The following is a 25,847-nucleotide window of genomic DNA, read 5'->3' as shown; positions in this document are numbered from 1 at the left end:
GTTTTAAAGTGACTCAGGGGGCTTTTTTTGATATAATAAGAAAGACTGTTATCAGTTAGAAAGAGGTTGGTATGAAAGAATTACAAACTGTACTAAAGAAGCGTTTTGCAATCGAATTTGCAGACAAAAACTTACTGGAAACGGCTTTTACCCATACGAGTTATGCCAATGAGCACCGCCTCTTAAAAATTTCACACAATGAGCGCTTGGAATTTTTAGGAGACGCTGTTCTGCAATTATTGATTTCAGAATATCTGTATAAAAAATATCCCAAGAAACCAGAGGGAGATTTGTCTAAACTCCGTGCTATGATTGTCCGTGAGGAGAGTTTGGCTGGTTTTGCGCGTGATTGCCAGTTTGATCAGTTTATCAAGCTAGGAAAAGGAGAAGAAAAGTCTGGTGGGCGCAATCGTGACACCATTCTTGGAGATGCCTTTGAAGCCTTTTTGGGAGCATTGCTTTTGGACAAGGATGTTGCTAGAGTAAAAGAGTTCATCTATCAGGTCATGATTCCCAAGGTCGAAGCAGGTGACTTTGAAATGATTAAGGATTACAAGACACACCTGCAAGAGTTGCTCCAAGTCAATGGAGATGTAGATATTCGTTACCAGGTGACCTCTGAAACGGGACCTGCCCATGACAAGGTTTTTGATGTAGAAGTTCTGGTTGAGGGCAAGAGCATCGGAAAAGGTCAAGGCCGTTCTAAAAAATTAGCAGAACAAGAGGCCGCGAAAAATGCAGTTGAGAAAGGGCTGGATTCATGTATTTAAAGGAAATTGAGATTCAGGGATTCAAGTCCTTTGCTGACAAGACAAAGGTCGTCTTTGACCAAGGTGTGACAGCTGTCGTTGGGCCCAATGGTTCTGGGAAGTCAAATATCACAGAAAGTTTGCGATGGGCCTTGGGAGAGTCTAGTGTCAAGAGTCTTCGTGGAGGCAAGATGCCTGACGTTATCTTTGCTGGAACTGAAAGTCGCAAACCACTCAATTATGCCTCTGTTATCGTGACCTTGGACAATGAAGATGGCTTCATCAAGGATGCAGGGCAAGTCATTAAGGTAGAACGCCATATCTATCGTAGTGGAGATAGCGAGTATCGAATTGATGGCAAGAAAGTGCGCTTGCGTGATATTCATGACCTCTTCTTGGATACAGGTTTGGGACGGGATTCCTTCTCCATCATTTCCCAAGGGAAGGTTGAGGAGATTTTTAACTCCAAGCCCGAAGAACGCCGAGCTATTTTTGAAGAAGCTGCTGGGGTTTTAAAATACAAGACTCGTCGTAAAGAAACAGAAAGCAAACTGCAACAAACTCAAGACAATCTCGACCGCTTAGAGGACATTATCTACGAGTTGGACAATCAAATCAAGCCCCTTGCAAAACAAGCTGAGAATGCGCGCAAGTTTCTCGACTTGGATAGTCAACGTAAGGCTATTTACTTGGATGTACTGGTTGCCCAAATCAAGGAAAACAAGGCTGAACTAGAGCTGACAGAAGAAGAGCTAACGCAAGTTCAGGAACTTTTGACTAGCTATTACCAAAAGCGTGAAGAGTTAGAAGAGGAAAATCAAACTCTTAAAAAGAAACGTCAGGATATCCAAGCTGAAATGGCCAAGGATCAAGGAAGTTTGATGGATTTGACTAGTTTGATCAGTGACTTAGAGCGAAAACTAGCCCTGTCTAAACTGGAATCTGAGCAAGTAGCCCTCAACCAACAAGAGGCACAAGCCCGTTTGGCGACTTTGGAAGATAAGAGAAAGGCTCTAAGTAAGGAAAAGGCTGAAAAAGAAGCGAACTTAGAACAGTTAGAGGAAAGTCTAGATGAAAATAACAAGGAACTCAATCGCCTAGAAGCAGAGTTGTTGGCATTTTCTGATGATCCTGACCAGATGATCGAGCTCTTGCGTGAACGTTTTGTGGCTCTTTTACAAGAAGAAGCGGATGTCTCAAACCAGTTGACCCGTATCGAGAATGAGTTGGAAAACAGCCGTCAACTATCTCAAAAACAAGCAGATCAACTTGAGAAACTGAAAGAACAACTGGCTACAGCTAAAGAGAAGGCCAGTCAGCAAGAGGCTGAGCTTGAAACTGCCAAGGAGCAGGTTCAGAAATTATTGGCAGACTACCAAGCTAGTGCCAAGGAACAAGAGGAGCAGAAAGTTTCTTACCAAGCCCAGCAGAGCCAACTCTTTGATCGTCTAGACAGTCTCAAAAACAAGCAGGCTAGAGCCCAGAGTTTGGAAAACATCCTAAGAAATCATAGTAATTTTTATGCGGGTGTTAAGAGTGTTCTTCAAGAAAAAGACCGTCTTGCTGGGATCATTGGTGCAGTCAGTGAACATTTGACCTTTGATGTTCATTATCAAACTGCCCTAGAGATTGCGCTTGGAGCTAGCAGTCAGCATATCATCGTAGAAGATGAAAACGCGGCAACCAAGGCGATTGATTTCCTAAAACGTAACAGAGCTGGTCGTGCAACCTTTCTTCCATTGACGACGATCAAGGCACGTACGATTTCTAGTCAGAATCAAGATGCTATCGCAGCAAGTCCAGGATTTCTGGGAATGGCAGATGAGTTGGTGTCGTTTGATAAGAGACTAGAAGCCATTTTCAAGAACTTGCTAGCTACGACAGCAATTTTTGATACTGTAGAACATGCGCGTGCAGCTGCTCGTCAAGTTCGTTATCAGGTTCGCATGGTGACACTGGATGGGACAGAGTTGCGTACAGGTGGTTCCTACGCGGGGGGTGCCAATCGTCAAAATAACAGTATCTTCATCAAGCCAGAACTAGAGCAATTACAAAAAGAAATTGCTGAGGAAGAAGCTAACTTGCGGTCAGAAGAAGCGAGTTTGAAGACCTTGCAAGATGAGATGGCGGTATTGGCAGAAAGATTAGAAGCTATCAAATCTCAGGGTGAGCAAGCTCGTATTCAGGAGCAAGGCTTGTACCTTGCTTATCAACAAACCAATCAGCAGGTCGAAGAACTGGAAACGCTTTGGAAACTTCAAGAAGAGGAATTAAATCGTCTTTCTGAAGGAGATTGGCAAGCGGACAAGGAAAAATGCCAAGAGCGCCTTGCTACTATTGCTAGAGAAAAGCAAAATCTAGAAGCTGAGATTGAAGAGATTAAGTCTAACAAAAACGCTATTCAAGAACGCTATCAAAACTTGCAGGAACAAGTAGCGCAAGCGCGCTTGCTTAAGTCAGAACTGCAAGGACAAAAGCGGTATGAAGTGACTGATATTGAACGCTTAGGTAAGGAATTAGATAACCTCAATCTTGAACAAGAAGAAATCCAGCGTCTCCTCCAAGAAAAGGTTGATAATCTTGAGAAGGTTGATACGGATCTGCTAAGTCAGCAGGCGGAAGAGGTCAAAACTCAGAAAGCCAATCTTCAACAAGGTCTGATTCGCAAGCAGTTTGAATTGGATGATATCGAGGGTCAACTGGATGATATTGCCAGCCATTTGGATCAGGCTCGCCAGCAGAACGAAGAGTGGATTCGCAAGCAAACACGTGCTGAAGCCAAGAAGGAAAAGGTCAGCGAACGCTTGCGCTATCTACAAGCTCAATTAACAGACCAGTACCAGATTAGCTATAATGAGGCGCTAGAAAAGGCTCATGAACTGGAAAATCTCACCCTGGCGGAGCAAGAGGTTAAGGATTTAGAGAAGGCTATTCGCTCGCTGGGCCCTGTCAACTTAGACGCTATTGACCAGTACGAAGAAGTTCACAACCGTCTGGACTTCCTCAATAGTCAACGAGATGATATTTTGTCTGCGAAAAACCTACTCCTTGAGACCATCACAGAGATGAATGATGAGGTTAAGGAACGCTTTAAATCAACCTTTGAGGCTATTCGTGAGTCCTTTAAAGTGACCTTTAGACAGATGTTTGGCGGTGGTCAGGCAGACTTGATATTGACTGAGGGCGATCTTTTAACAGCTGGTGTGGAGATTTCTGTTCAACCACCAGGTAAGAAAATCCAATCTCTCAACCTCATGAGTGGTGGTGAAAAAGCCCTTTCTGCTCTGGCTCTGCTCTTCTCAATCATCCGAGTTAAGACTATTCCTTTCGTCATCTTGGACGAGGTAGAGGCGGCGCTGGATGAAGCTAATGTCAAACGTTTTGGGGATTATCTCAACCGCTTTGATAAGGATAGTCAGTTTATCGTCGTGACCCACCGTAAGGGAACGATGGCGGCAGCGGATTCTATCTATGGAGTTACCATGCAAGAATCAGGTGTATCTAAAATTGTTTCGGTTAAGTTAAAAGATTTGGAAGAAACAATAGACTAGTTACCAAATGATAGCATCTCTTAGGAGGTGCTATTTTTTAAAACTAAAGTGCTAAATCTTCTCTTACGGTCAGTTCAGGCGCAAAAAACGACATTTGGGATTTCCTCTTAGCGAAAAGACTTGCTCTATGATATAATAGTTTCATGATTACAACAGTACCTATTAAGAACGAAAAAGATATTGCAGTACCAGGGAAAACAGTCCTTGTACTAGGTTATTTTGATGGTATCCACAAGGGACATCAGAAACTCTTTGAAGTGGCCAGCAAGGCTTCGATGAAGGATTATCTGCCAGTTGTCGTAATGACCTTTACAGAGTCGCCAAAACTTGCCTTACAACCTTACCAACCTGAACTCATGCTTCACATCGTCAATCATGAGGAACGAGAGCACAAGATGAAGTGGCATGGAGTAGAGGCTCTATTCTTACTTGACTTTAGTAGCAAATTTGCTAGTCTAACGGGTCAAGAATTCTTTGATACCTATGTTCGAGCTTTAAAACCAGCGATTATTGTAGCAGGATTTGACTATACCTTTGGCTCAGATAAGAAAACTGCGGATGACCTGAAGGACTATTTTGATGGAGAGATCATCATTGTTCCTCCAGTTGAGGATGAAAAGGGCAAGATTAGTTCTACACGGATTCGCCAAGCTATTCTTGATGGAGATGTAAAGGAAGTCAATCATCTGCTCGGCACTCCGCTCCCATCTCGTGGAATGGTCGTTCATGGAAATGCACGAGGGCGTACTATTGGTTATCCAACAGCCAATCTGGTCCTAAGAGATCGAACCTATATGCCAGCAGATGGTGTCTATGTAGTCGATGTCGAGGTGCAACGTCAGAGATATCGTGGCATGGCGAGCGTTGGTAAAAATGTTACCTTTGATGGAGAAGAACAACGCTTTGAAGTCAATATTTTCGATTTTTCAGATGATATTTACGGTGATACCGTCATGGTCTACTGGCTGGACCGTGTCCGAGATATGGTCAAATTTGACTCCGTAGAGGAACTGGTAGACCAACTCCAGAAAGACGAAGAGATTGCTCGAAACTGGAAGGGTGGAGAGTAGAAGAGTTAAAAAAGTGAACCATATTTTGTGTTTGCTTTTTTATTTTTGAAAGAAATTTTTATAGCGAGGAACATAATTGAATCTTAATTGAAAATCTGTTAAAATAGTGATATTCATGACTTTAAAACCAAAGAAGAGAGACTAGTATGATTACAGGCGAATTAAAAAATAAAATTGATCAGCTATGGGAAATGCTGTGGACTGAAGGAAATGCAAATCCTCTAACAAATATTGAACAATTGACTTATCTTCTGTTTATGAAGGATTTGGATAGTGTTGAACTTGGACGCGAAAGCGATGCTGAGTTTCTAGGGATTTCTTATGAGGGAATTTTTCCAAAAGACAAACCTGAATACCGTTGGTCGACTTTTAAAAATATAGGAGATGCTCAGGAAGTTTATCGTTTAATGACCCAGGAGATTTTTCCATTTATTAAGAATCTTAAGGGTGATACTGACGATACAGCTTTTTCACGTTATATGCGTGAAGCCATCTTTCAAATTAATAAACCAGCTACGCTTCAAAAGGTGATTTCTATATTAGACGAATTTCCAACTAGAGGGTCAGATATAGATTTTGATAGTGACACACAGGGAATTAATGATATTGGAGATATCTATGAATATCTGCTATCAAAATTGTCAACCGCAGGTAAAAATGGACAGTTTCGTACACCTCGTCACATCATCGATATGATGGTTGAGTTGATGCAACCAACTATCAAGGATATTGTTTCAGATCCTGCTATGGGCTCTGCAGGTTTCTTAGTATCTGCTAGCCGTTACTTAAAGCGTAAGAAAGATGAATGGGAAACCAATCCAGATAATATCAAACATTTTCATAACAATATGTTTCATGGAAATGATACGGATACAACTATGCTGAGACTTGGTGCAATGAACATGATGCTGCATGGAGTGGAAAATCCACAAATTAGTTATCTTGACTCACTATCTCAAGATAATGAAGAAGCAGATAAATACACTTTAGTTCTAGCAAATCCTCCATTTAAAGGGTCACTTGACTACGATTCAACTTCAAATGATCTCCTTGCAACTGTAAAAACCAAAAAAACAGAATTACTTTTCCTTGCTCTTTTCTTGCGTACATTGAAACCAGGGGGACGTGCAGCAGTTATTGTACCTGACGGTGTCCTCTTTGGTTCTTCTAAAGCCCATAAAGGAATTCGTCAGGAAATTGTAGAGAATCATAAATTGGATGCTGTAATATCAATGCCAAGTGGCGTTTTCAAACCTTATGCTGGAGTTTCAACTGCCATTCTCATCTTTACAAAAACTGGAAATGGTGGAACGGATAAGGTCTGGTTTTACGATATGAAAGCAGATGGTTTAAGTTTGGATGATAAACGACAACCGATCAGTGATAATGATATTCCAGATATTATCGAACGTTTCCATCAACTCGACAACGAAGCAGAACGTAAGAGAACGGACCAGTCTTTCTTTGTTCCAGTCGATGAGATAAAGGATAATGATTATGATTTATCGATCAATAAATACAAAGAAATTGAGTATGAAAAAGTTGAGTATGAACCAACAGAAGTCATCTTAAAGAAAATTAATGATCTAGAAAAAGAAATTCAAGCTGGATTAGCAGAGTTAGAGGAATTGCTCAAGTAGGGAGATACAGGTATGAAAAAAGTGAAGTTGGGGGAAGTTTGTGAGATTTTATCTGGTTACGCTTTTAAATCATCACAATTTAACGATAAAAAAATCGGTCTCCCCTTAATACGAATTCGAGATGTAGAAAGAGGTTTTTCTGATACCTACTTTGAAGGAGATTTTCCAGAAGAATATCTTATTCATAGGGGAGATTTATTGATTACAATGGATGGTAGTTTTATAATGAAAAAATGGGAAGGAGATTTGGCACTACTTAATCAACGTGTTTGTAAGTTAAGAATAACTGATGAAAATGTGGATGAAGGTTATCTTTCTTGGATAATACCTAAATTTTTGAAAGAAATTGAAGACAAGACTCCTTTTGTAACGGTAAAACATCTTTCAGTTGCTAAAATTAAAAATATCTCGTTTTTCTTGCCTGATATACAAGAACAGAAGATAATATCAAAGAAACTGGATACTATAAGGCAGATTTATAATTTTCGTAAAAAACAGTCAGAGAAATATAACGAGCTCGTCAAATCCCGATTTAACGAGATGTTTGGGGATGATTCAAATTTTGATATTGACAGATTAAATAACTCTATAAAAGAAATGTTTATTGGTCCTTTTGGCAGTTCATTAAAAAATGAGTATTTTGTTCAAAAAGAAAAATCATACTGTATGGTTTATGAGCAAAAACACGCGATTAAAAAGACAATGAATTTGGAAACTAGGTATGTAGATGAAAAAAAATATAAGGAATTAAAGAGATTTTCGATTTATGGTGGAGATATTATAGTTAGTTGTAGAGGAACAATTGGGGAAATTTTTCAAGTACCAAATGATGCCCCTCTAGGTATAATGCACCCATCTATTATGAAAATTCGGTTAGATAATTCTAAGTATATTCCAGTGTTCTTTACATTTATGTTAAGTGAGTATATGAAAGTACAAAAGAATAATTCACAAGGCAGTGGTGTTAAAATGGCGATTACTGCATCTGAGCTTGGAAAGATAGAATTCCCCCTCCCCCCTCTTTCCCTCCAAAACGAATTCGCAGACTTTGTAGCTCAGGTCGACAAATCACAATTGGCAATTCAAAAATCTCTGGAAGAATTGGAAACCTTGAAAAAATCACTTATGCAGGAGTATTTTGGTTAAGATTTGAGATAGCAGTTTACACTATCGTTGTAATTACCGTAATTATTTGTTATAATACTTCAAAGGAGGAAATCAGATGGTAGTAAAAACAAGAAAACAAGGAAATTCAATCACCATTACGATTCCAAGTGAATTTAATATTCCAAGTGGTGTTAAATACGAAGCGAAATTGTTACCAAGTGGTGAGATTATCTTTACTCCTGAAGAATTGGGGCAGCAGGTTTCTTATGTATCTGATGATGCCTTTGACTTAAATTTAGATAAAATATTTGACGAATACGACGATGTTTTCAAAGCTTTGGTGGAAAAATGACAATCTATCTGACAGAAAAGCAAATTGAAAAAATAAATGCTTTAGCAATTCAACGGTATTCTCCAAATGAGAAAATTCAAACAGTTAGTTCTTCTGCCTTAAATATGATTGTGAACTTACCAGAACAATTTGTCTTTGGGAAGTCTCTTTATCCAACAATTTTTGATAAAGCAACGATACTATTTGTCCAATTGATAAAGAAGCATGTTTTTGCTAATGCTAATAAAAGAACTGCTTTCTTCGTTTTGGTCAAATTTTTACAATTAAACGGCTATCGTTTTTCTGTAACGGTAGAAGAAGCAGTAAAAATGTGTGTAACCATCGCAGTAGAAGCTTTAACTGATGAAAAAATGACAAGCTACTCCAAATGGGTTTCTGAACATTCTGTTAGAGAAAAGGTCAAAAAGTAACCTAGTATGCTGGATTTGAATGAGCACAAGAAAATAAATGAACAGACAATATTAGAATTCTGTAATGCAGAAACTGATATTGTCTCTTTTTATTGATGAATAAGAAAGTGAGAAATTATGGAATCAAAAGTTACAATTATCATGCAAGAAATGTTACCTCTTTTAAATAATGAACAATTACTAGCGTTGAGAGAGAGTTTAGAACATCATCTAGTAGACGGAAAAAAGCAGCAGAAGTATTCGAATAATAACCTGTTGCAACTATTTATTACCGCCAAGCAGGTAGAGGGCTGTAGCTCAAAAACAATTCGTTATTACCAGAGGACGATTGAAAACTTGTTTAATGCTATTAAAGAGTCTGTGACACAACTCACAACAGATGATTTAAGGAGTTATTTAGCAAATTACCAGTCTGAAAAGGACTGTAGTAAGGCGAATTTGGACAATATTCGGCGTATATTGTCCTCTTTTTTTGCTTGGCTTGAGCAAGAGGAATATATCATCAAGAATCCTATTCGAAGGATTAAAAAAATTAAGACAGAACAAAATGTGAAAGAAACTTATACGGATGAACATCTCGAAATTATGAGAGATAATTGTGAAAATTTAAGAGATTTGGCAATGATTGACCTACTAGCATCAACAGGTATGCGTGTAGGAGAACTGGTCCAGTTGAATCGTTCTGATATTGATTTTGAAAACAGAGAGTGCGTTGTTTTTGGAAAAGGTAAAAAGGAAAGACCCGTATATTTTGATGCTCGTACGAAAATTCATTTAAGAAACTATCTCAATTATAGAAAAGATAGTCATCCAGCTCTTTTTGTAACGCTACTTGGAAAAGCCCAGAGACTTGGAATTGCTGGTGTCGAGATTCGATTGAGAAAATTAGGACAAAAACTTGGAATACAAAAGGTTCATCCACATAAATTCAGAAGAACCCTAGCGACTAAGGCTATTGATAAAGGAATGCCTATTGAACAAGTCCAAAAACTACTTGGTCACAGCAAAATTGATACAACCCTGGCCTATGCCATGGTAAACCAAAGCAACGTTAAACATTCGCATCAAAAATTCATCTCTTAACTGCAAATCCCGATATTTCGAGGAGGTGGTTGCATGAAGAAAGTGAAGTTAGGGGAAATTTGTGAGATAGTTACAGGCTCAACTCCAAAGAGTAGTAATCCAAATTATTGGAATGGAGAATACAAATGGATTACTCCTGCAGAAATTAGTGATGATGATTTTATCGTTTTTGACACACAACGAAAAATTACGAAGTTAGGAATTGAAAAAACGGGATTGAAATCATTTCCTAAGGGAACGGTTTTGCTATCATCTCGTGCTCCGATAGGTAAAGTTGCTATTTCAGGATGTGAGATGTATTGTAATCAAGGTTTTAAAAATTTTATCTGCTCAAATAAAATCAACAATGAATATTTGTATTATTTTTTAAAATCAAGAAAAAATTATTTGAATATTTTGGGAAGAGGAGCAACATTCAAGGAAATATCTAAAAGTATTGCATATGATATTGAGATTTTTTTGCCAACGTATGATATACAGAGGAAACAAGTTAAAGTTCTTAAAAAAATTGATAAACTTATTTATACTAGAAAAGAACAGTTGATTGAGTTTGAACATCTTGTAAAATCCCGATTTAACGAGATGTTTGGGGATTTTTATACTACATTATTCCCCAAATATAAAATAGGTGAAAAATTTGAACTTTCTAGTGGAAGTACACCATCAAGAGATAATAAATTATATTGGGATAGCGGAACGATTAATTGGGTAAAAACAACTGAGGTAATAAATAAAGAAATTACGGAAACTGAGGAAAAAATCACAAAATTTGCCTTAGAGAATACATCTCTTAAACTTTTTCCAGTTAATACAATATTAATTGCTATGTATGGTCAAGGACAAACAAGAGGAAGAAGTGCAATCCTCAAAGTTGAATCTACTAGCAACCAAGCATGTGGTGCTATATTTCCAAATGAAATAGACAATCCAGTTTTTATTTGGCATCAATTAATGCTAAGGTATAGCGAATTACGAGAACTTGGACGAGGAGGAAATCAACCTAATTTAAACGGTCAACTGATTAAAAATTTTGAACTGATTCTCCCCCCTCTTTCCCTCCAAAACGAATTCGCAGACTTTGTAGCTCAGGTTGACAAATCACAATTTGCTTGTGGGATAGTTATAAAACTGTGGAGAAATAGCTTGAAATCTAGTATAATATAGCTATCTATTTATTCAAAGTGAGAGAAAAATGGGAAATTTTGATTTTCTTTTAAACAACGAAGAGTATGAATCTTTTTCAAAGCCTTGTATAGAAGCTGAGAATATGATCGCGACATCTACTGTAGCTACTGCTTTTATGGCACGCCGTGCTTTGGAGCAGGCTGTTCATTGGATATATAGTCACGATTCATATTTAGAAGCTCCCTATCGTGCCACCTTATCTTCTTTGGTATGGGATGATGATTTTAGAGAGATTGTGGATCCTGAGCTCCATAGGCAGATTGTTCTTTTAATTCGATGGGGAAATCATGCTGCACATGGTGGAGAAATTAAGGAACGAGAAGCGATTTTGGCTTTGCATCATTTGTATCAATTTGTCAATTTTATTGATTATTGCTACAGTAACGAGTTTGTGGAGCGTTATTTCGACGAGCAGTTATTGCCACTTTCAGCAAACATCAAGTTTCGAGAAACGCCACAATCTATGGCGAAATTACAAAACAGTTTGCCAGATCTTCCTGATTTCGATGAACAGATGGCTAGTCAGTCCTTAACTATTCAAGAGACTTATACTGAAAAACGTGAAACAGCAGCTCTGCGGCAAGATGTACCTTTCCATATCGATCTACTATCTGAAGCAGAGACAAGAAAACTCTTTATTGATATTGATCTCCGTTTAGCAGGTTGGACATTTGAGGAAAACTGTCGTGTTGAGGTAGCCGTTCATGGTTTGAAGCATGGTACAGGAACTGGATACTGTGACTATGTCCTTTATGGCAAAAATGGGAAAGTTCTAGCAATTGTTGAGGCCAAAAAGGCATCTGTAAATCCAGAAGTAGGGGAGGTTCAGGTCAAGGAATATGCTGAAGCTCTTGAGAAACAAATCGGCTATAGGCCAATTTGCTTTATTACCAATGGTTTAAAGCACTACATACTTGATGGTGTTAATCGTCGGAAGGTTTCAGGGTTCTATTCTCAAGAAGAGTTGCAACTTTTGATGGACAGACGTCACTTGCAAAAACCACTCAAGGATATTTCTAGTAAAATTAGGGACGACATTTCTGGACGTCACTATCAGAAACATGCGATTACAAGTGTCTGTGAAACATTCTCTAATAATCGCAGACAGGCACTCTTGGTTATGGCAACTGGGTCTGGGAAAACCCGTACAGCGGTTTCCCTAGTTGATATCCTTTCGCGTCATAACTGGGTAAAAAATGTTCTTTTTTTAGCTGATAGAACTTCCCTAGTTAAGCAAGCTTATGATTCGTTTAGGAAATTACTTCCAGATCTTTCAGTTTGTAATTTCTTAGAGGATAAAGATAGTGCTCGATCTAGTCGTATGGTTTTTTCAACCTATCCGACTATGATAGGAGCGATCAGTGATCAAGAAGAAGTAAATCAACGACCCTTTACTGTTGGGCACTTTGACCTTATCATAATTGATGAATCTCACCGTTCTATTTATCAGAAATACAAATCAATTTTTGATTATTTTGATGCAAGGATTGTAGGATTAACTGCTACTCCGCGTCAAGATTTGGATAAAAACACCTATAGTTTCTTTAACTTGGAGAATGGTGTTCCAACATACGCATACGATTTGGAAGAGGCTGTAAAAGATGGTTATTTAGTAGCTTATCATTCGATTGAAACTAAGTTAAAACTACCAACGGATGGTCTACATTACGATGATTTATCCCAAGACGAAAAAGAATATTTTGATAGTCAATTTGAAGATGGTAGTTCTGAGAAAGATATTGATCCTGAGGATTTTAATACCTCTATTTTCAATAGAAAAACAGTCAAAATTGTTCTAGACGAACTAATGACAAGAGGAATTCAGACAGCTTCAGGTGACGAAATTGGTAAAACCATTATCTTTGCTAAAAACCATCGACATGCTGAATACATCAGAGATATTTTTAACGAACGCTATCCTGAAAAAGGAAGCGATTATGCTCAAGTGATTGATTATAGCATTAAGCATTATCAAACCTTAATTGATGATTTTAAAATTAAGGAGAAATACCCTCAAATTGCAATTTCTGTTGATATGTTGGATACAGGTATTGATGTACCAGAGGTTGTTAATTTAATCTTTTTCAAGAAAGTGCGTTCTAAAACTAAGTTTTGGCAGATGATTGGCCGTGGAACCCGTCTTTGTAAAGATTTATTCGGCCCTGAGCAGGATAAGGAAAATTTCTTGGTATTTGATTATGGCGATAATTTTGAATATTTCAAAGCTGATCCAAGAGAAGGAGATGGTCGTCACATTGTTTCTCTGACTCAACGTTTGTTTAACATCAAGGTGGACTTGATTCGTGAACTGCAGGAGCTTCGTTATCAAGATGATCAGTTTGCTAGAGAATACCGTCAACAACTCGTCTCAGAACTTCATGAACGTATGGTGAGCTTAAATGAGTTAGACTTTAGGGTTCGTATGGTCTTAGATACAGTTTATACTTACAGAAAGTTGGAAAATTGGCAAAATCTAACGACCGTCACAAGTGAAACAATCCAGAAAGATCTTTCGCCGATTCTATTTGAAGAAAATAAAGAAGACGAGATGGCGAGACGATTTGATTTATGGCTGTTTCAGATACAGTTAGGACAACTGTTGGCTAAGCCAGCAACTGTCCATATATCTCAAGTTATGAAAACAGCTAAAGCCCTTGCTAGGGTTGGCAATATACCACAAGTTTTTGCACAGGCTGAAATTATCAGGAAAGTACAAGAACCTGAATTTTGGGAAGAAGTTAGTTTATCCGAGTTGGAAAAAATACGCCTTGCGCTTCGAGATTTACTACAGTTTCTGGATAAACCGGAACGCACTGTATATTATGTCAATTTTGATGATCACATTCTTTCCACTGTCCATGATACTAAGCCATATTTACAAGTCAATGACCTGCGATCTTATAATGAAAAAGTTGAACATTATTTGAAAACTCATCTAGATGATGAAGCAATTTCTAAGTTATACCATAATGAAAAATTGACCTCTCAAGATTTACTTGCACTTGAAACATTGCTATGGGAAAAATTAGGTAGCAAGTCAGATTACCAACAACATTATGAAAATAAGGCAATTCCTAGATTGGTTCGTGAGATTATTGGTTTAGATAGAGAGGCTGCTAATCAAGTTTTTTCTAAATTTTTATCGGATGAGAGTCTCAATGCCAAGCAGATTTCTTTTGTGAAATTGATTGTAGATTACATTGTAGAGAATGGTTGCTTGGAGACCAAAGTTTTAACACAAGAGCCGTTTAAATCGTATGGTTCAGTTCAACTACTCTTTCAACACCAACTCCCTATACTTCGTAATATTGTCCAAACAATTGAACTCATTAATGATCGAGCTGGAGAAGCAGCATAAATAATAAGAGGTTATAAATGCTAACGCAAGAAGAAATGAATGTTCTGGTACCGGAAAAATTAGCAAAAATTGAGCGTGATTTCGATGTCAAAGTTTTGTGGGCTATTGAGTCTGGTAGTCGTGCTTGGGGATTTGAGCCTCCTGATAGTGACTTTGATGTGCGATTTATCTACAAACACAAGCAAGATTTTTATCTCCGTTTGAATGAACAGCGTGATGTTATCGAGCTACCAATTGACGACACTTGGGATGTGAGTGGCTGGGATTTAGACAAGACTTTAAAACTCCTTTATAAGTCAAATCCTACACTTTTTGAATGGTTACAGTCACCAATTGTTTATCAACAAACGGATTTTATCGAGCGCATGCGTCCTCTTGCCAACCAGTATTTTTCTGAGAAAAAAATGCTGTATCATTACTTGAATACTGCTAGAACTCATATGAATAAGTACCTTTCAGGAGACAAGGTCAAACCTAAAAAGTATTTCTATGCGCTGCGTCCCATTTTGGTCTGCCGTTGGATTGAAAAATACCATTCAGTTCCGCCAATTTTGTTTGATGATTTAGTGAAAGAATTGCTTCCTGATGAGATGAAAGAGCATGTATCAAGATTGCTTGATATCAAGGTAAAGGGACCTGAAGGTATGGAAATTGATCCGATTATGCCGATCCAATACTACATCATCAAAAATATCAAAGAGCTGGATGCATACGTTCAAAGTGTTCGTGAGGAAAAGAAAGACTGGAAAGCTCTAAATCAATTTTTTCTTGAAGAATTAGGCCGCGACTGAGGTTTTTTATGGGTAAATGGACATGTAAATGTGGGCAAGAAATGAATGACCACCGAGCGCCCGATCCAAATGCTTATTCAGTTTATTCGGATGAGTTGTTTGAAGAAATCATAAATAAAGCTGACGACCATAATAAAATTTCTTATGATGATATTTCTGAAGCGTCATTTTATATGTGGAAGTGCCCTGAGTGTGGCAGTTTCATGGTTTTCGGCGAAGACGGGGATGGAGATCACTTTACTTTTTATGAGCGCCAAGAAGTAGAAAAGGTAGAGCCTCTCTTTGATCCAGATCAAGAGTTAAATCTTGTTGTGGTTGAGTTTCAGGAAGGAGGGAATGGTTATACTTATATTTGTGATGACCCAAATATCCATATAGGACACGCTGTTATTGTCCCAGTCGGGAAGGAAAATACTGAAAAAAATGCTTTAGTTGTACAGAAGTATCATGCCCTACCAAAGGATATCACTTTTCCTGTTGAAAAGTTAAAACGTGTCATTCGTAGGTATTCACATTTCGACCCAATCACTTCGAAAAACGTTTTTAGAAATATAATAAAGCTGGGAAGAATTCTTGATGCTTGCTCCAAAAATGTTAAACCTGCTAATCAGCAATATTATAGTATCAAAACTCCCTTAGGCTATTTCTGGTTAGAATTAAATGGAGTTCCAATTCCAATGAAAATTACGCAGGTTCAAGTCAAAGATACAAAGTACCAAGTAGATGGTGCCCTTTATATTAAGCCTTCAGAGATTAACTGTAGAAGATTCTATGAATTGGAGTTATGTGCAGATTTTGATATTGATGCCTCGAGATGGATCGATGTTCTCTCTGATGAAAATGTTTGGGGCAATAGCTGGGAACTAAATGGTCTTCAATTTGGAATTACTGCAGGGGAGTCTCCAGAATTTGAAGACGAAGTTGTAGCGAGAAAGTATAGTCGTGTCCCACTTTATTATGACTGGCACCCTGAATTTGAAGATTATTATGGCTTCAGTTTAGCTTGGAAAAAATACGAGTCTGATAGCGATTTGTCAATTTTTTTCTATACAACGTAAGAAGCAGGAGGATATGTATGAATCAAGCATGGGATTTATTGTTTGAGGGTAAGATTAATGAGGCTAAAAAATTAGTTGAAGCTGATTTTTTATTGGAAACTTGCACAGATTTTAGTTTGTTAAATTTGATGGGGTATATTTATCTTGAAGAGCAAAAATACAACGAGTGCTTAAGTATCTATCAGCGTTACATTGACTTAGCACGAACTAAAAGCGACCCAGAAAATGAACATATAGGCTATCATCAGTTAGCCATGGTTTATCGTGAAATGAATGAATTTCAAACAGCCCTTTTCTATATCGAAAGAGAGCAAAAAGTCATTGAAGAAGCTTTTACAGAGGATACCCTCAAATCTTCTGTTAACAATTATGAGCAAGGTTATTTACGATTAAAGTTAGGAAAAGTAGCAGAAGCATTCATGTATATGGAACAGTCCTTAAAACAAGCTTTGCAAACAGATGATTTGATTGCCCAAGCTTGTGCCTATAGAGGTTTAGGAGAGATTGGTTCGATACAAAATCCTGAAGAATCACATGAAAATTTTTTACAAGCTATCGTTCTTTTTGAAAAGGCAGGCGATCAGATTGGTGCTCAAGAGGTTAGAAAATTGCTAAATAATAAAAAGTAGCCTTGTCAGGCTACTTTTTATTAAAACACGCGATATACATAAGGATTTTCTGGTTTGTCTACTTTTGTGAAACTCTCAACTTCCAGTGTTGGGAGTTTTTGTTTGAGTTCTTTATGGTATTGGAGGGTCAGGGTTCCTTTGGCAGTGATCCAGGTATTGTCAGGATACTGGCGTGAGTTACCCTTGGTCAAGAGTCCATATACACCAGAGTCTGCGATACAGTGGATAATCCCAAAGCGAAAGAGGAACTGGCTATCTGGATGGCTAGGATCGTTATAGACAAAGCCTGTAAACTCGATTTTCTTTCCTTCAAACTCCTGTGGATAGTCATAGAGAACTTCCATGACTTCCATATAGTTTTCGTCTGTAACCTGAATGGTTGGCTGGGAGAGGTATTTATCAGCTGTACTCCTCATTTCCTTTTCATAAGCAGACTTGGAAAAATAGGTACTGGTATCGGGTTTGAGGTATTGACTGGATGTACCTTCACTTGCCTGAATAGCTGTATCGATTCCCTCAGCAAGTGGGAAATGATATCCCTTAGCAGATACGGTTCTCGAGTCCAAACTTACGGTAGGAAAGGCAACTCCAATCAATAGGGGTAGTGACAGTAAAAAGAAGCTGATTCGTCTAGCTCGACGACTCTCCCAATGGCTGTGAGAGTTGACTTTCTTAATCCAGATGTAGAATTGAACCAGAGCCAATAGAAGAGAAAGGACCATAGAGATATAGACTAGATAGGAATAGTGGAGGTTTATGTAATGACTGAGCTTGCCAGATAGCTGCAGATACAGAGTCAGGGCAAAATAACCCAGTAAAATGAAAAATCGGATCATAACATCACCCCCATCATGTAAGAATAAAGCAAGACAAGCACTGTCACGATGCCCATGAATTGCCAGATGAAGCGCGCTTTTAGATAGTGTTTCATCATGAGGAGATTTTTGATATCAAGCATGGGGCCAATGACCAGAAAAGCAAGGACTGGCGCTAGACCGAAGCTGGAGAGGAAAGAAGCACCTATAAAGGCGTCCGCCTCGCTACAAAGAGAGAGGAGAAAGGATAGAAACATGAGCAAGAGAATCGCAAGGACTGGACTAGCACTGATAGAGGTCAAGATCCGAGTCGGGACATAGACTTGCACGATTGCCGCAAAGAGACAGCCAAAGACAAGGTAACGCCCCATATCGAAAAACTCATCAATAGCTTGTATAAAGACCTGAAATACTTTTCTAGCGGGACTTAAGTGTGAAAAGTCATGTTCATGGCAAGCGATAGGATTCTCTTTTTGAATGGGTTCCTTCCAGAAAAATCCTAGGAAAATCCCCAGAACAAAAGCAATCACAATAGCTCCCAGCGCTCGCAAGAAGGCAAGTTTTATTGAATTGCCAAAGGCAGAATATGTAGCGAAAAGAACGATAGGATTGATGATGGGAGCAGTCACCAGAAAAGGAACCGCTGTGTAGCTGGGCACTTTCTTTTCTAGAAAACGATTGATAATCGGAACGATACCACATTCGCAAGAAGGAAAGAGAAAGCCAATGAAGGTACCAAAAAAGATCCTCCCCCAACGATTGCGAGGGAGAAACTCATAAACTTTATCAGGTGTGATATAGACCTCAATCAATCCCGAAATGAGACTCCCAATCAAGACAAAAGGAAGGGCTTCAATCATGATGGAGAGAAAAATAGCTCCCGCTTGTAATACACTAGGAGGAAGAGATTGGAAAATCGTCATCTATTTTTTCTTCTCAACTTTTTCTTTTTTATCTTTGTCATCTGGAAAAGTGACTTGTGTTAAGTCAGGAAGTTTTGCGAATTCTTCAAACATCTTGTCCAAGTCATCCGTTTTTGTAAATTTAACAGCCATGGGCCTACCTCTTTTCTACATTCTACCTTTATTATACCATTATTTTCTTGAAAAGGGATTATTTTGATAATCAAAGAGGTAAAAAAGGGTAGGGCGAAACAAGGGCTGTTCCTTATGGTATAATAGGTATATGGATAAAAAATATGAAAAAATCTCCCAAGATTTGGGTGTAACCTTAAAGCAAATCGATACCGTTCTAAGTTTGACCGCTGAAGGAGCGACAATTCCCTTTATCGCCCGTTATCGCAAGGACATGACTGGTAGTCTGGATGAGGTAGCGATTAAGGCCATTATTGATCTGGATAAAAGTCTGACAAATCTCAACGATCGTAAAGAAGCTGTCTTAGCTAAGATTCAAGAACAAGGTAAGCTAACAAAGGAATTGGAAGAAGCTATCCTTGCAGCTGAGAAATTAGCAGATGTAGAAGAACTCTATCTTCCTTATAAGGAAAAACGTCGGACCAAGGCTACCATTGCCCGTGAAGCTGGACTCTTTCCTCTTGCTCGCTTGATTTTGCAGGATGTAGCTGACTTGGAGAAAGAAGCTGAGAAGTTTGTCTGTGAAGGATTTGCGACTGGTCAAGAAGCCTTGGCTGGTGCGGTTGATATCTTGGTCGAAGCCTTATCCGAAGATGTCAATCTACGTGCTATGACCTATCAGGAAGTGTTGAGACACTCTAAAATCACTTCGCAAGTCAAGGGTGAAAATCTCGATGAAAAACAAGTTTTTCAGATTTATTATGATTTTTCAGAGACAGTTGGCAACATGCAGGGCTATCGTACCTTGGCTCTCAACCGTGGGGAAAAATTAGGTATTTTGAAGGTTGGCTTTGAACATGCGACGGACCGTATCTTATCTTTCTTTGGTGCTCGTTTTAAAGTCAAAAATGCCTATATAGATGAAGTTGTCCAACAGTCAGTTAAGAAAAAGGTATTGCCTGCTATTGAGCGACGCATTCGGACAGAGTTGACTGAGAAAGCGGAAGAAGGGGCTATCCAACTCTTTTCTGACAATCTGCGCAATCTCCTCTTGGTTGCTCCGCTGAAAGGGCGCGTGGTTCTAGGATTTGACCCAGCCTTTCGTACAGGTGCCAAGCTAGCTGTCGTTGATGCAACAGGGAAAATGCTGACGACTCAAGTCATTTATCCAGTAAAACCAGCCTCCGATCGTCAAATCGAAGAAGCCAAGCGAGACTTAGCCGACTTGATCGGTCAGTATGGCGTGGAAATTATTGCCATCGGAAATGGAACGGCCAGTCGTGAAAGTGAAGCCTTTGTGGCGGAAGTTCTGAAAGATTTTCCAGAAGTCAGCTATGTTATCGTCAATGAAAGTGGCGCTTCTGTCTATTCTGCTAGTGAACTAGCTCGTCAGGAGTTTCCAGACTTGACCGTTGAAAAACGCTCTGCTATCTCGATCGCTCGACGTTTGCAAGATCCCCTTGCTGAATTGGTCAAAATTGATCCCAAGTCAATCGGTGTCGGTCAATACCAGCACGATGTCAGTCAGAAGAAACTGTCTGAGAGTCTGGACTTTGTCGTAGATACGGTGGTTAACCAAGTCGGTGTCAATGTCAATACAGCCAGCCCAGCTCTTCTTTCCCACGTAGCTGGACTCAATAAAACCATTTCTGAAAATATCGTCAAATACCGTGAGGAAGAAGGAAAAATCACTTCACGCGCTCAAATCAAGAAGGTTCCTCGTCTGGGTGCCAAGGCCTTTGAGCAGGCTGCTGGTTTCCTCCGTATCCCTGAAAGTAGCAATATCCTAGATAATACTGGAGTTCACCCAGAAAACTATGCTGCAGTTAAGGAACTCTTCAAACGTTTAGATATTAAAGACCTAAACGAAGAAGCCCAAAATAAGCTTAAGTCCCTTTCTGTCAAGGAAATGGCGCAAGAACTAGACCTCGGTCCAGAAACCCTTAAAGATATCACTGCCGACCTTCTCAAACCAGGTCGAGATTTCCGTGACTCTTTTGATGCTCCAGTTCTCCGTCAAGATGTACTGGACATCAAGGATCTTGTTGTCGGACAGAAGCTGGAAGGTGTGGTGCGTAATGTAGTTGACTTCGGTGCCTTCGTTGATATCGGAATTCACGAGGACGGCCTGATTCATATTTCCCATATGAGTCGTAAATTTATCAAACACCCCAGCCAAGTGGTGTCAGTGGGAGATTTGGTAACGGTCTGGGTTAAGAAAATCGATACTGAACGTGAAAAAGTTAATCTGTCGCTCCTCGCTCCAGATGAAACTGACTGAGTACGTTCAGTCTGTTTCCCTCGAAGACTTTGGTAGACCTTTCACGCACCAAGCCCAGTGGAATTCTCGTCTGCGAACGACAGGTGGACGATTTTTCCCCAAGGATGGACATTTGGATTTTAATCCCAAGGTTTATAATGAACTAGGTTTGGAAGTCTTTCGCAAAATCGTGCGCCATGAACTCTGTCACTATCATCTTTATTTTCAGAAAAAGGGTTATCGCCATAAGGACCGAGATTTTAAGGAACTGTTGAAAGAAGTGGATGGACTGCGCTTTGTACCACCTTTGAAAACACAATCTCAAAGTTCCTACCTAATCTATCAGTGCCAATCCTGCCAGCAAAGTTATCAGCGTAAGAGAAGGATTGATACCAAACGCTATCGCTGTGGCGTCTGCCGTGGCAAACTCGTCATCATAAATCGGCCTAAGGACTGATGATGATAGTTCTGATTCATGCTATACTACTTGTAAGAATACCGAAAGAGGAAACAATCATGAATACAAAATTTTATAAAATGAGACGAAATCGTATGGTGTCAGGAGTTTTAGCTGGTCTATCAGACAAGTGGAATTTTGATGTAACCCTAGTCCGCTTTCTCTTTGCCATTTTTACCGTGGCAAATTTTGGAATTGGTGTGATAATTTACATCATCCTTGCCTCTATCCTGCCAACTAAGGAAGAAATCGAAGCCGAAATGTACGGAACAGGCCCACGTAAACGCAAGGAAGCCCAAGCCATTGAAGACAATGATGGCTGGTTTTGGTGAGTCAGATTTGAAAATAGTTTATAGACACTTTCCTTATTTCTCAAAGACGTCAGAAAAAGAAGTGAATTTTAACCCTTGTATTCGCAAGGGTTTTCTTCTTGTTTCCCCATTTATGGTACAATACTTTTAGTGAAATTTCTAAATTTTTTTCTATCTTACAAAAATGTAAGATTAAAGTCTCTTTTGTAAGATTAGGTTATGGCAAGCCGTCTTTTTTTGCGATAAACTAGACTCATAAAGAACAAAGGAGCAAAACCATGAAAAGAATTTTACAAAAGAAAACAAGAAAACCAAGTCAAAAAGATATCGAGCGTGTTCAACTAGGATGCGCTATGATGCAAGCACAGTTTCAAATGATGGGATATTAAGAAGGAGAAAATCATGACACTTTTAGATGTAAAACACGTTCAAAAAATCTATAAAACACGTTTCCAAGGAAACCAAGTAGAAGCACTCAAAGACATTCACTTTACTGTAGAAAAGGGTGACTACGTTGCTATCATGGGAGAGTCTGGCTCAGGGAAGTCTACCCTACTCAACATCCTAGCTATGCTTGACAAACCAACTCGCGGGCAGGTTTACCTAAACGGAACAGACACAGCAACCATTAAAAATTCTCAGGCTTCTAGCTTCCGTCGTGAAAAGTTGGGATTTGTCTTCCAAGACTTTAACTTGCTAGATACTCTATCGGTCAAAGACAATATCTTGCTTCCTCTAGTTTTATCAAGAAGACCCATCATAGAGATGATGAAAAAATTGGTAGTGACTGCTGAAAATTTAGGCATCAACCAATTGCAAGAGAAGTATCCTTACGAGATCTCGGGTGGTCAAAAACAGCGGGTTGCAGTAGCGCGCGCCATCATCACAGAGCCTGAAATTCTTCTTGCCGATGAGCCAACAGGAGCCCTCGACTCCAAGTCATCTGCAGCTCTTCTGGATGTTTTTGATGAAATCAATGAACGTGGCCAAACTATTCTTATGGTAACCCACTCAACGGCAGCAGCCAGCAGGGCCAAGCGCGTTCTCTTTATCAAGGACGGAATCCTCTATAACCAAATCTACCGTGGAGAAAAGACAGAACGTCAAATGTTCCAGGAAATCTCTGATACCTTGACTGTTATGGCGAGCGAGGTGAATTAGTATGTTTCGATTGACCAATAAGTTAGCGGTATCGAACTTAATCAAAAACCGCAAACTCTACTATCCCTTTGCTTTAGCAGTTCTCTTAGCTGTGACCATCACTTATCTCTTTTACTCATTGACACTTAATCCTAATATTGGCAAGATTCGAGGGGGAGAGACTATCTCTATGACGCTTGCCCTCGGTATGGTGGTTGTTACCATCGCTTCTGGAATTATTGTACTTTATGCCAATAGTTTTGTCATGAAGAACCGCTCCAAGGAGCTGGGTGTATATGGTATGCTGGGTCTCGAAAAGCGCCATTTGATCAGTATGGTTTTTAAGGAGCTTCTTATTTTTGGTTCCTTAACCTTGACAGCTGGTCTCGGTCTAGGAGCTCTCTTTGATAAGCTAATCTTCGCCCTTCTTCTGAAGCTGATGAAGATGAAAGTGGAGCTCGTTTCGACTTTCCAACCAATTGTCTTTATCCTAGTTCTCATCGTCTTTGGAGCTATCTTCCTAGGTCTGATTTTTATCAATGCCTTTCGTATTGCACGCATGAATGCCCTTCAGCTCTCTCGTGAGAAGGCCAGTGGTGAGAAAAAAGGACGTTTCTTAGGTGTCCAAACCATTCTAGGTCTGATTAGTTTGGGAGCGGGTTACTATCTAGCAGTAACAGTCGAAAACCCACTTTCTGCTGTTCTGATTTTCTTCGTAGCAGTCTTGTTGGTAATTTTGGGAACTTATCTTCTCTTCAATGCAGGGATTACAGTCTTCTTACAAATCTTAAAGAAAAACAAGCGTTATTATTACAAACCCAACAACATGATTTCCGTATCCAATCTCATTTTCCGTATGAAGAAAAATGCGGTTGGTCTGGCTACGATTGCCATCCTTTCCACCATGGTCTTGGTAACCATGTCAGCAGCAACCAGTATCTTCTCAGCTTCTGAAACCTTCAAAAAATTCATGAATCCACATGATTTTGGAATTACAGGACGAAATGTTGAAAAAGAAGATTTAGATAAACTTTTGAGTCAGTATGCTAGCGATAAGGGATTAACTGTCACCAAAAAAGAAGTCTTTCGTCACAGTAGTTTTGGCATCGAGAGCCAAGATGGAACCAAGCTCCGTATCTTTACAAAGGGAAATAACTTCGTTCAACCGAAAACCATTTTCATGGTCTTTGACCAAAATGACTATGAAAACATGACTGGTCAAAAACTCTCCCTTTCAGGCAAAGAAGTCGGCTTGTTTACCAAGAATAAGGTGCTTGAAGGACAGAAAGAACTCACTCTAAATGATCAAACCTACACAGTTAAAGAAGAAATTAAAAATGATTTTATTCTGGAACATGTGCCAAATCAGTATAACATTCTCACATCGGACTACAATTATCTTGTTGTTCCTAATTTGCAGGCCTTTATTGATCAATATCCTGATTCCTCTCTCTTTGATCAACTTTATGCTGGTATGAATGTAACAGCAAGTGAGGAAGAACAGCTCAAACTCGCTGACGACTTTACAGAATACCTTGGTAACTTCAATAGAGACTTAAAAAAAGAGGGAAGCTATGTATTCGGAAGCAATTTGGCTGATAGCAGTGCGCAAATAAGCGCCCTTTATGGAGGTGTCTTCTTCATCGGTATTTTCCTTTCTATCATCTTTATGGTGGGAACTGTTCTGGTAATTTACTACAAACAAATCTCTGAAGGATACGAAGATCGCGAACGCTTTATCATTTTGCAAAAAGTCGGTCTCGATCAAAAGCAAATTAAGCAAACTATCAACAAACAGGTGCTAACTGTTTTCTTCCTTCCTTTGCTATTTGCCTTCCTACACCTTGCCTTTGCCTATCATATGCTTAGCCTCATCCTAAAAGTCATTGGTGTGCTAGATGCAACCATGATGCTGACTGTCACTCTGTCCATCTGTGCTATCTTCCTCATTGTCTATGTCTTAATCTTTATGATTACCTCAAGAAGCTATCGCAAGATTGTGCAAATGTAAAAAAAGATACCTCGATGTTTATCGAGGTATTTCTTTTATCTTAAATGCTGAAGAGTTGTCCAAATAGGTAAGTTACTGCCATGGTCAGAAGACCGATACAAAGGTTACGGATCATAGCAGTTTTCGTAGGAGCCTTGCCTAGTTTAGCACTGCTATAGCCAGTGACGAGAAGGGAAAGGGCCACGATAAAAACAGTAGCAGGAATGCGATAGTCACTTGGAAAGACAGTGATTGAAAGCATAGGCGGAAGACTACCCAGTACAAAGGCGATAAAGCTAGAAATAGCAGCATGCCAAGGATTGGTAAACTCTTCGTACTCGATTCCATACTTTTCTTCTACCAAGGCTTTGAGTGGATTTTTTAAAAAGGCCTTGTTGGTCAAGAGTTGGGCGGACGTTTCACACTCACCATTTTGAAGGTAAGCGGCATAGAGGGATTGTTTTGCAGATTCGATGTCCTTATCCAAGAGTAGTTGCTCTCTAGCGACAGCGGCTTCTTCCGTGTCTTTCTGAGTGGATACAGAGACATATTCGCCACCTGCCATAGAAAAAGCACCAGCGAGGATAGCAGCTAGTCCAGATAAAAAGATTATCCAGATATTGCTGGTCGCACTGGCAACTCCGATAACAACCCCAGCGATGGAAATAATCCCATCATTGGCACCAAGAACACCCGCGCGCAGGATATTGAGTCGTCCTGCAAAGTTTGCATCAATTTCATGTTTCATTTCTGTCATAGTCATCTCCTTTCTCTCCATTATAGAGAAAAGAGTAAGGGAATACAAACTTTTTAAACTATCTGAAAAAAGTTCTACGATTCTAATTTTTAGGCCCTTT

At 39.2% G+C, this 25,847-nt stretch carries 22 protein-coding genes; 18 read left to right on the top strand and 4 right to left on the bottom strand.

The annotated features are described in order from the left end of the window. The first annotated feature begins 71 nt into the window (after positions 1–71). From rnc to ACIY19_RS02675, 13 genes are all read left to right on the top strand, one after another. Positions 72–770 carry a ribonuclease III gene (gene rnc, locus ACIY19_RS02735; RefSeq protein WP_000661472.1) on the top strand — a complete coding sequence of 233 codons (699 nt, stop codon included), beginning with the start codon at positions 72–74 and terminating at the stop codon, positions 768–770. Next, the gene (gene smc, locus ACIY19_RS02730) at positions 761–4,300 is read left to right on the top strand and encodes a chromosome segregation protein SMC (RefSeq protein WP_409002634.1); all 3,540 of its coding nucleotides are present in this window, start codon (positions 761–763) and stop codon (positions 4,298–4,300) included. The genes rnc and smc overlap by 10 nt, the downstream gene beginning before the upstream one ends. A 143-nt stretch (positions 4,301–4,443) precedes the next feature. Next, positions 4,444–5,370, top strand: coding sequence for a bifunctional riboflavin kinase/FAD synthetase (locus ACIY19_RS02725; protein ID WP_409002633.1), 927 nt, complete (start codon positions 4,444–4,446; stop codon positions 5,368–5,370). Between the two features lie 146 nt (positions 5,371–5,516). Then, positions 5,517–7,010: a class I SAM-dependent DNA methyltransferase gene (locus ACIY19_RS02720; RefSeq protein WP_042767806.1), complete on the top strand. Its 1,494-nt coding sequence runs from the start codon at positions 5,517–5,519 to the stop codon at positions 7,008–7,010. A 12-nt stretch (positions 7,011–7,022) separates the two neighbouring features. Continuing rightward, complete coding sequence (locus ACIY19_RS02715; RefSeq protein WP_409002632.1) at positions 7,023–8,156, top strand: restriction endonuclease subunit S; 1,134 nt, start codon at positions 7,023–7,025, stop codon at positions 8,154–8,156. Between the two features lie 76 nt (positions 8,157–8,232). Continuing rightward, positions 8,233–8,469, top strand: coding sequence for an AbrB family transcriptional regulator (locus tag ACIY19_RS02710; protein WP_000260605.1), 237 nt, complete (start codon positions 8,233–8,235; stop codon positions 8,467–8,469). Continuing rightward, the gene (locus ACIY19_RS02705) at positions 8,466–8,879 is read left to right on the top strand and encodes a type II toxin-antitoxin system death-on-curing family toxin (RefSeq protein ID WP_000158366.1); all 414 of its coding nucleotides are present in this window, start codon (positions 8,466–8,468) and stop codon (positions 8,877–8,879) included. Before ACIY19_RS02710 ends, ACIY19_RS02705 begins: the two co-directional genes overlap by 4 nt. Positions 8,880–8,996: 117 nt before the next feature. Further along, positions 8,997–9,962: a site-specific tyrosine recombinase/integron integrase gene (xerA, locus tag ACIY19_RS02700; protein ID WP_409002631.1), complete on the top strand. Its 966-nt coding sequence runs from the start codon at positions 8,997–8,999 to the stop codon at positions 9,960–9,962. Positions 9,963–9,995: 33 nt separating this feature from the next. Then, the gene (locus ACIY19_RS02695; protein ID WP_409002630.1) at positions 9,996–11,126 is read left to right on the top strand and encodes a restriction endonuclease subunit S; all 1,131 of its coding nucleotides are present in this window, start codon (positions 9,996–9,998) and stop codon (positions 11,124–11,126) included. 28 nt (positions 11,127–11,154) lie between these two features. Then, positions 11,155–14,505 (top strand): DEAD/DEAH box helicase family protein, encoded by a 3,351-nt coding sequence (locus tag ACIY19_RS02690; protein ID WP_049484159.1) that lies wholly within the window; start codon positions 11,155–11,157, stop codon positions 14,503–14,505. Between the two features lie 17 nt (positions 14,506–14,522). Continuing rightward, positions 14,523–15,296: a DNA polymerase beta superfamily protein gene (locus tag ACIY19_RS02685; protein WP_409002629.1), complete on the top strand. Its 774-nt coding sequence runs from the start codon at positions 14,523–14,525 to the stop codon at positions 15,294–15,296. Positions 15,297–15,304: 8 nt separating this feature from the next. Next, the gene (locus tag ACIY19_RS02680) at positions 15,305–16,354 is read left to right on the top strand and encodes a hypothetical protein (protein ID WP_409002628.1); all 1,050 of its coding nucleotides are present in this window, start codon (positions 15,305–15,307) and stop codon (positions 16,352–16,354) included. 17 nt (positions 16,355–16,371) lie between these two features. After that, a complete protein-coding gene (locus ACIY19_RS02675) occupies positions 16,372–16,983 on the top strand; it encodes a lipopolysaccharide assembly protein LapB (protein ID WP_096406980.1) in 612 nt (203 codons plus the stop codon). Between the two features lie 20 nt (positions 16,984–17,003). Here ACIY19_RS02675 and ACIY19_RS02670 read toward each other — a convergent pair whose 3' ends face one another. From ACIY19_RS02670 to ACIY19_RS02660, 3 genes are read right to left on the bottom strand one after another with little or no spacing between them, the layout of a single operon-like run. Further along, positions 17,004–17,819 carry a TIGR03943 family putative permease subunit gene (locus ACIY19_RS02670; RefSeq protein ID WP_409002627.1) on the bottom strand — a complete coding sequence of 272 codons (816 nt, stop codon included), beginning with the start codon at positions 17,817–17,819 and terminating at the stop codon, positions 17,004–17,006. Beyond that, positions 17,816–18,721, bottom strand: coding sequence for a permease (locus tag ACIY19_RS02665; protein ID WP_409002626.1), 906 nt, complete (start codon positions 18,719–18,721; stop codon positions 17,816–17,818). The genes ACIY19_RS02670 and ACIY19_RS02665 overlap by 4 nt, the downstream gene beginning before the upstream one ends. Continuing rightward, positions 18,722–18,853 carry an SPJ_0845 family protein gene (locus tag ACIY19_RS02660; protein WP_000268696.1) on the bottom strand — a complete coding sequence of 44 codons (132 nt, stop codon included), beginning with the start codon at positions 18,851–18,853 and terminating at the stop codon, positions 18,722–18,724. 130 nt (positions 18,854–18,983) lie between these two features. Here ACIY19_RS02660 and ACIY19_RS02655 point away from each other — a divergent pair, with 130 nt between their 5' ends. From ACIY19_RS02655 to ACIY19_RS02635, 5 genes are all read left to right on the top strand, one after another. After that, positions 18,984–21,113, top strand: a complete 2,130-nt coding sequence (locus tag ACIY19_RS02655; protein ID WP_409002625.1) for a Tex family protein — start codon at positions 18,984–18,986, stop codon at positions 21,111–21,113. Next, positions 21,100–21,549, top strand: a complete 450-nt coding sequence (locus tag ACIY19_RS02650; protein ID WP_409002624.1) for a SprT family protein — start codon at positions 21,100–21,102, stop codon at positions 21,547–21,549. The genes ACIY19_RS02655 and ACIY19_RS02650 overlap by 14 nt, the downstream gene beginning before the upstream one ends. A 59-nt stretch (positions 21,550–21,608) precedes the next feature. Then, positions 21,609–21,881, top strand: a complete 273-nt coding sequence (locus ACIY19_RS02645) for a PspC domain-containing protein (RefSeq protein ID WP_001092797.1) — start codon at positions 21,609–21,611, stop codon at positions 21,879–21,881. 381 nt (positions 21,882–22,262) lie between these two features. Further along, positions 22,263–23,021 (top strand): ABC transporter ATP-binding protein, encoded by a 759-nt coding sequence (locus ACIY19_RS02640; RefSeq protein WP_409002623.1) that lies wholly within the window; start codon positions 22,263–22,265, stop codon positions 23,019–23,021. A 1-nt stretch (position 23,022) separates the two neighbouring features. Then, positions 23,023–25,011 (top strand): FtsX-like permease family protein, encoded by a 1,989-nt coding sequence (locus ACIY19_RS02635; protein ID WP_409002622.1) that lies wholly within the window; start codon positions 23,023–23,025, stop codon positions 25,009–25,011. A gap of 40 nt (positions 25,012–25,051) precedes the next feature. Here ACIY19_RS02635 and ACIY19_RS02630 read toward each other — a convergent pair whose 3' ends face one another. Continuing rightward, entirely contained in the window at positions 25,052–25,747 is a 696-nt protein-coding gene (locus ACIY19_RS02630) for a VIT family protein (protein WP_409002621.1), read from the bottom strand. Positions 25,748–25,847 lie beyond the last annotated feature (100 nt).

The sequence above is a fragment of the Streptococcus sp. ST14 genome, assembly GCF_046098195.1.
Lineage (GTDB): Bacteria > Bacillota > Bacilli > Lactobacillales > Streptococcaceae > Streptococcus.
Note: the sequence above shows the minus strand (reverse complement) of the source record. Positions and strands in the feature narration are given on the sequence as shown.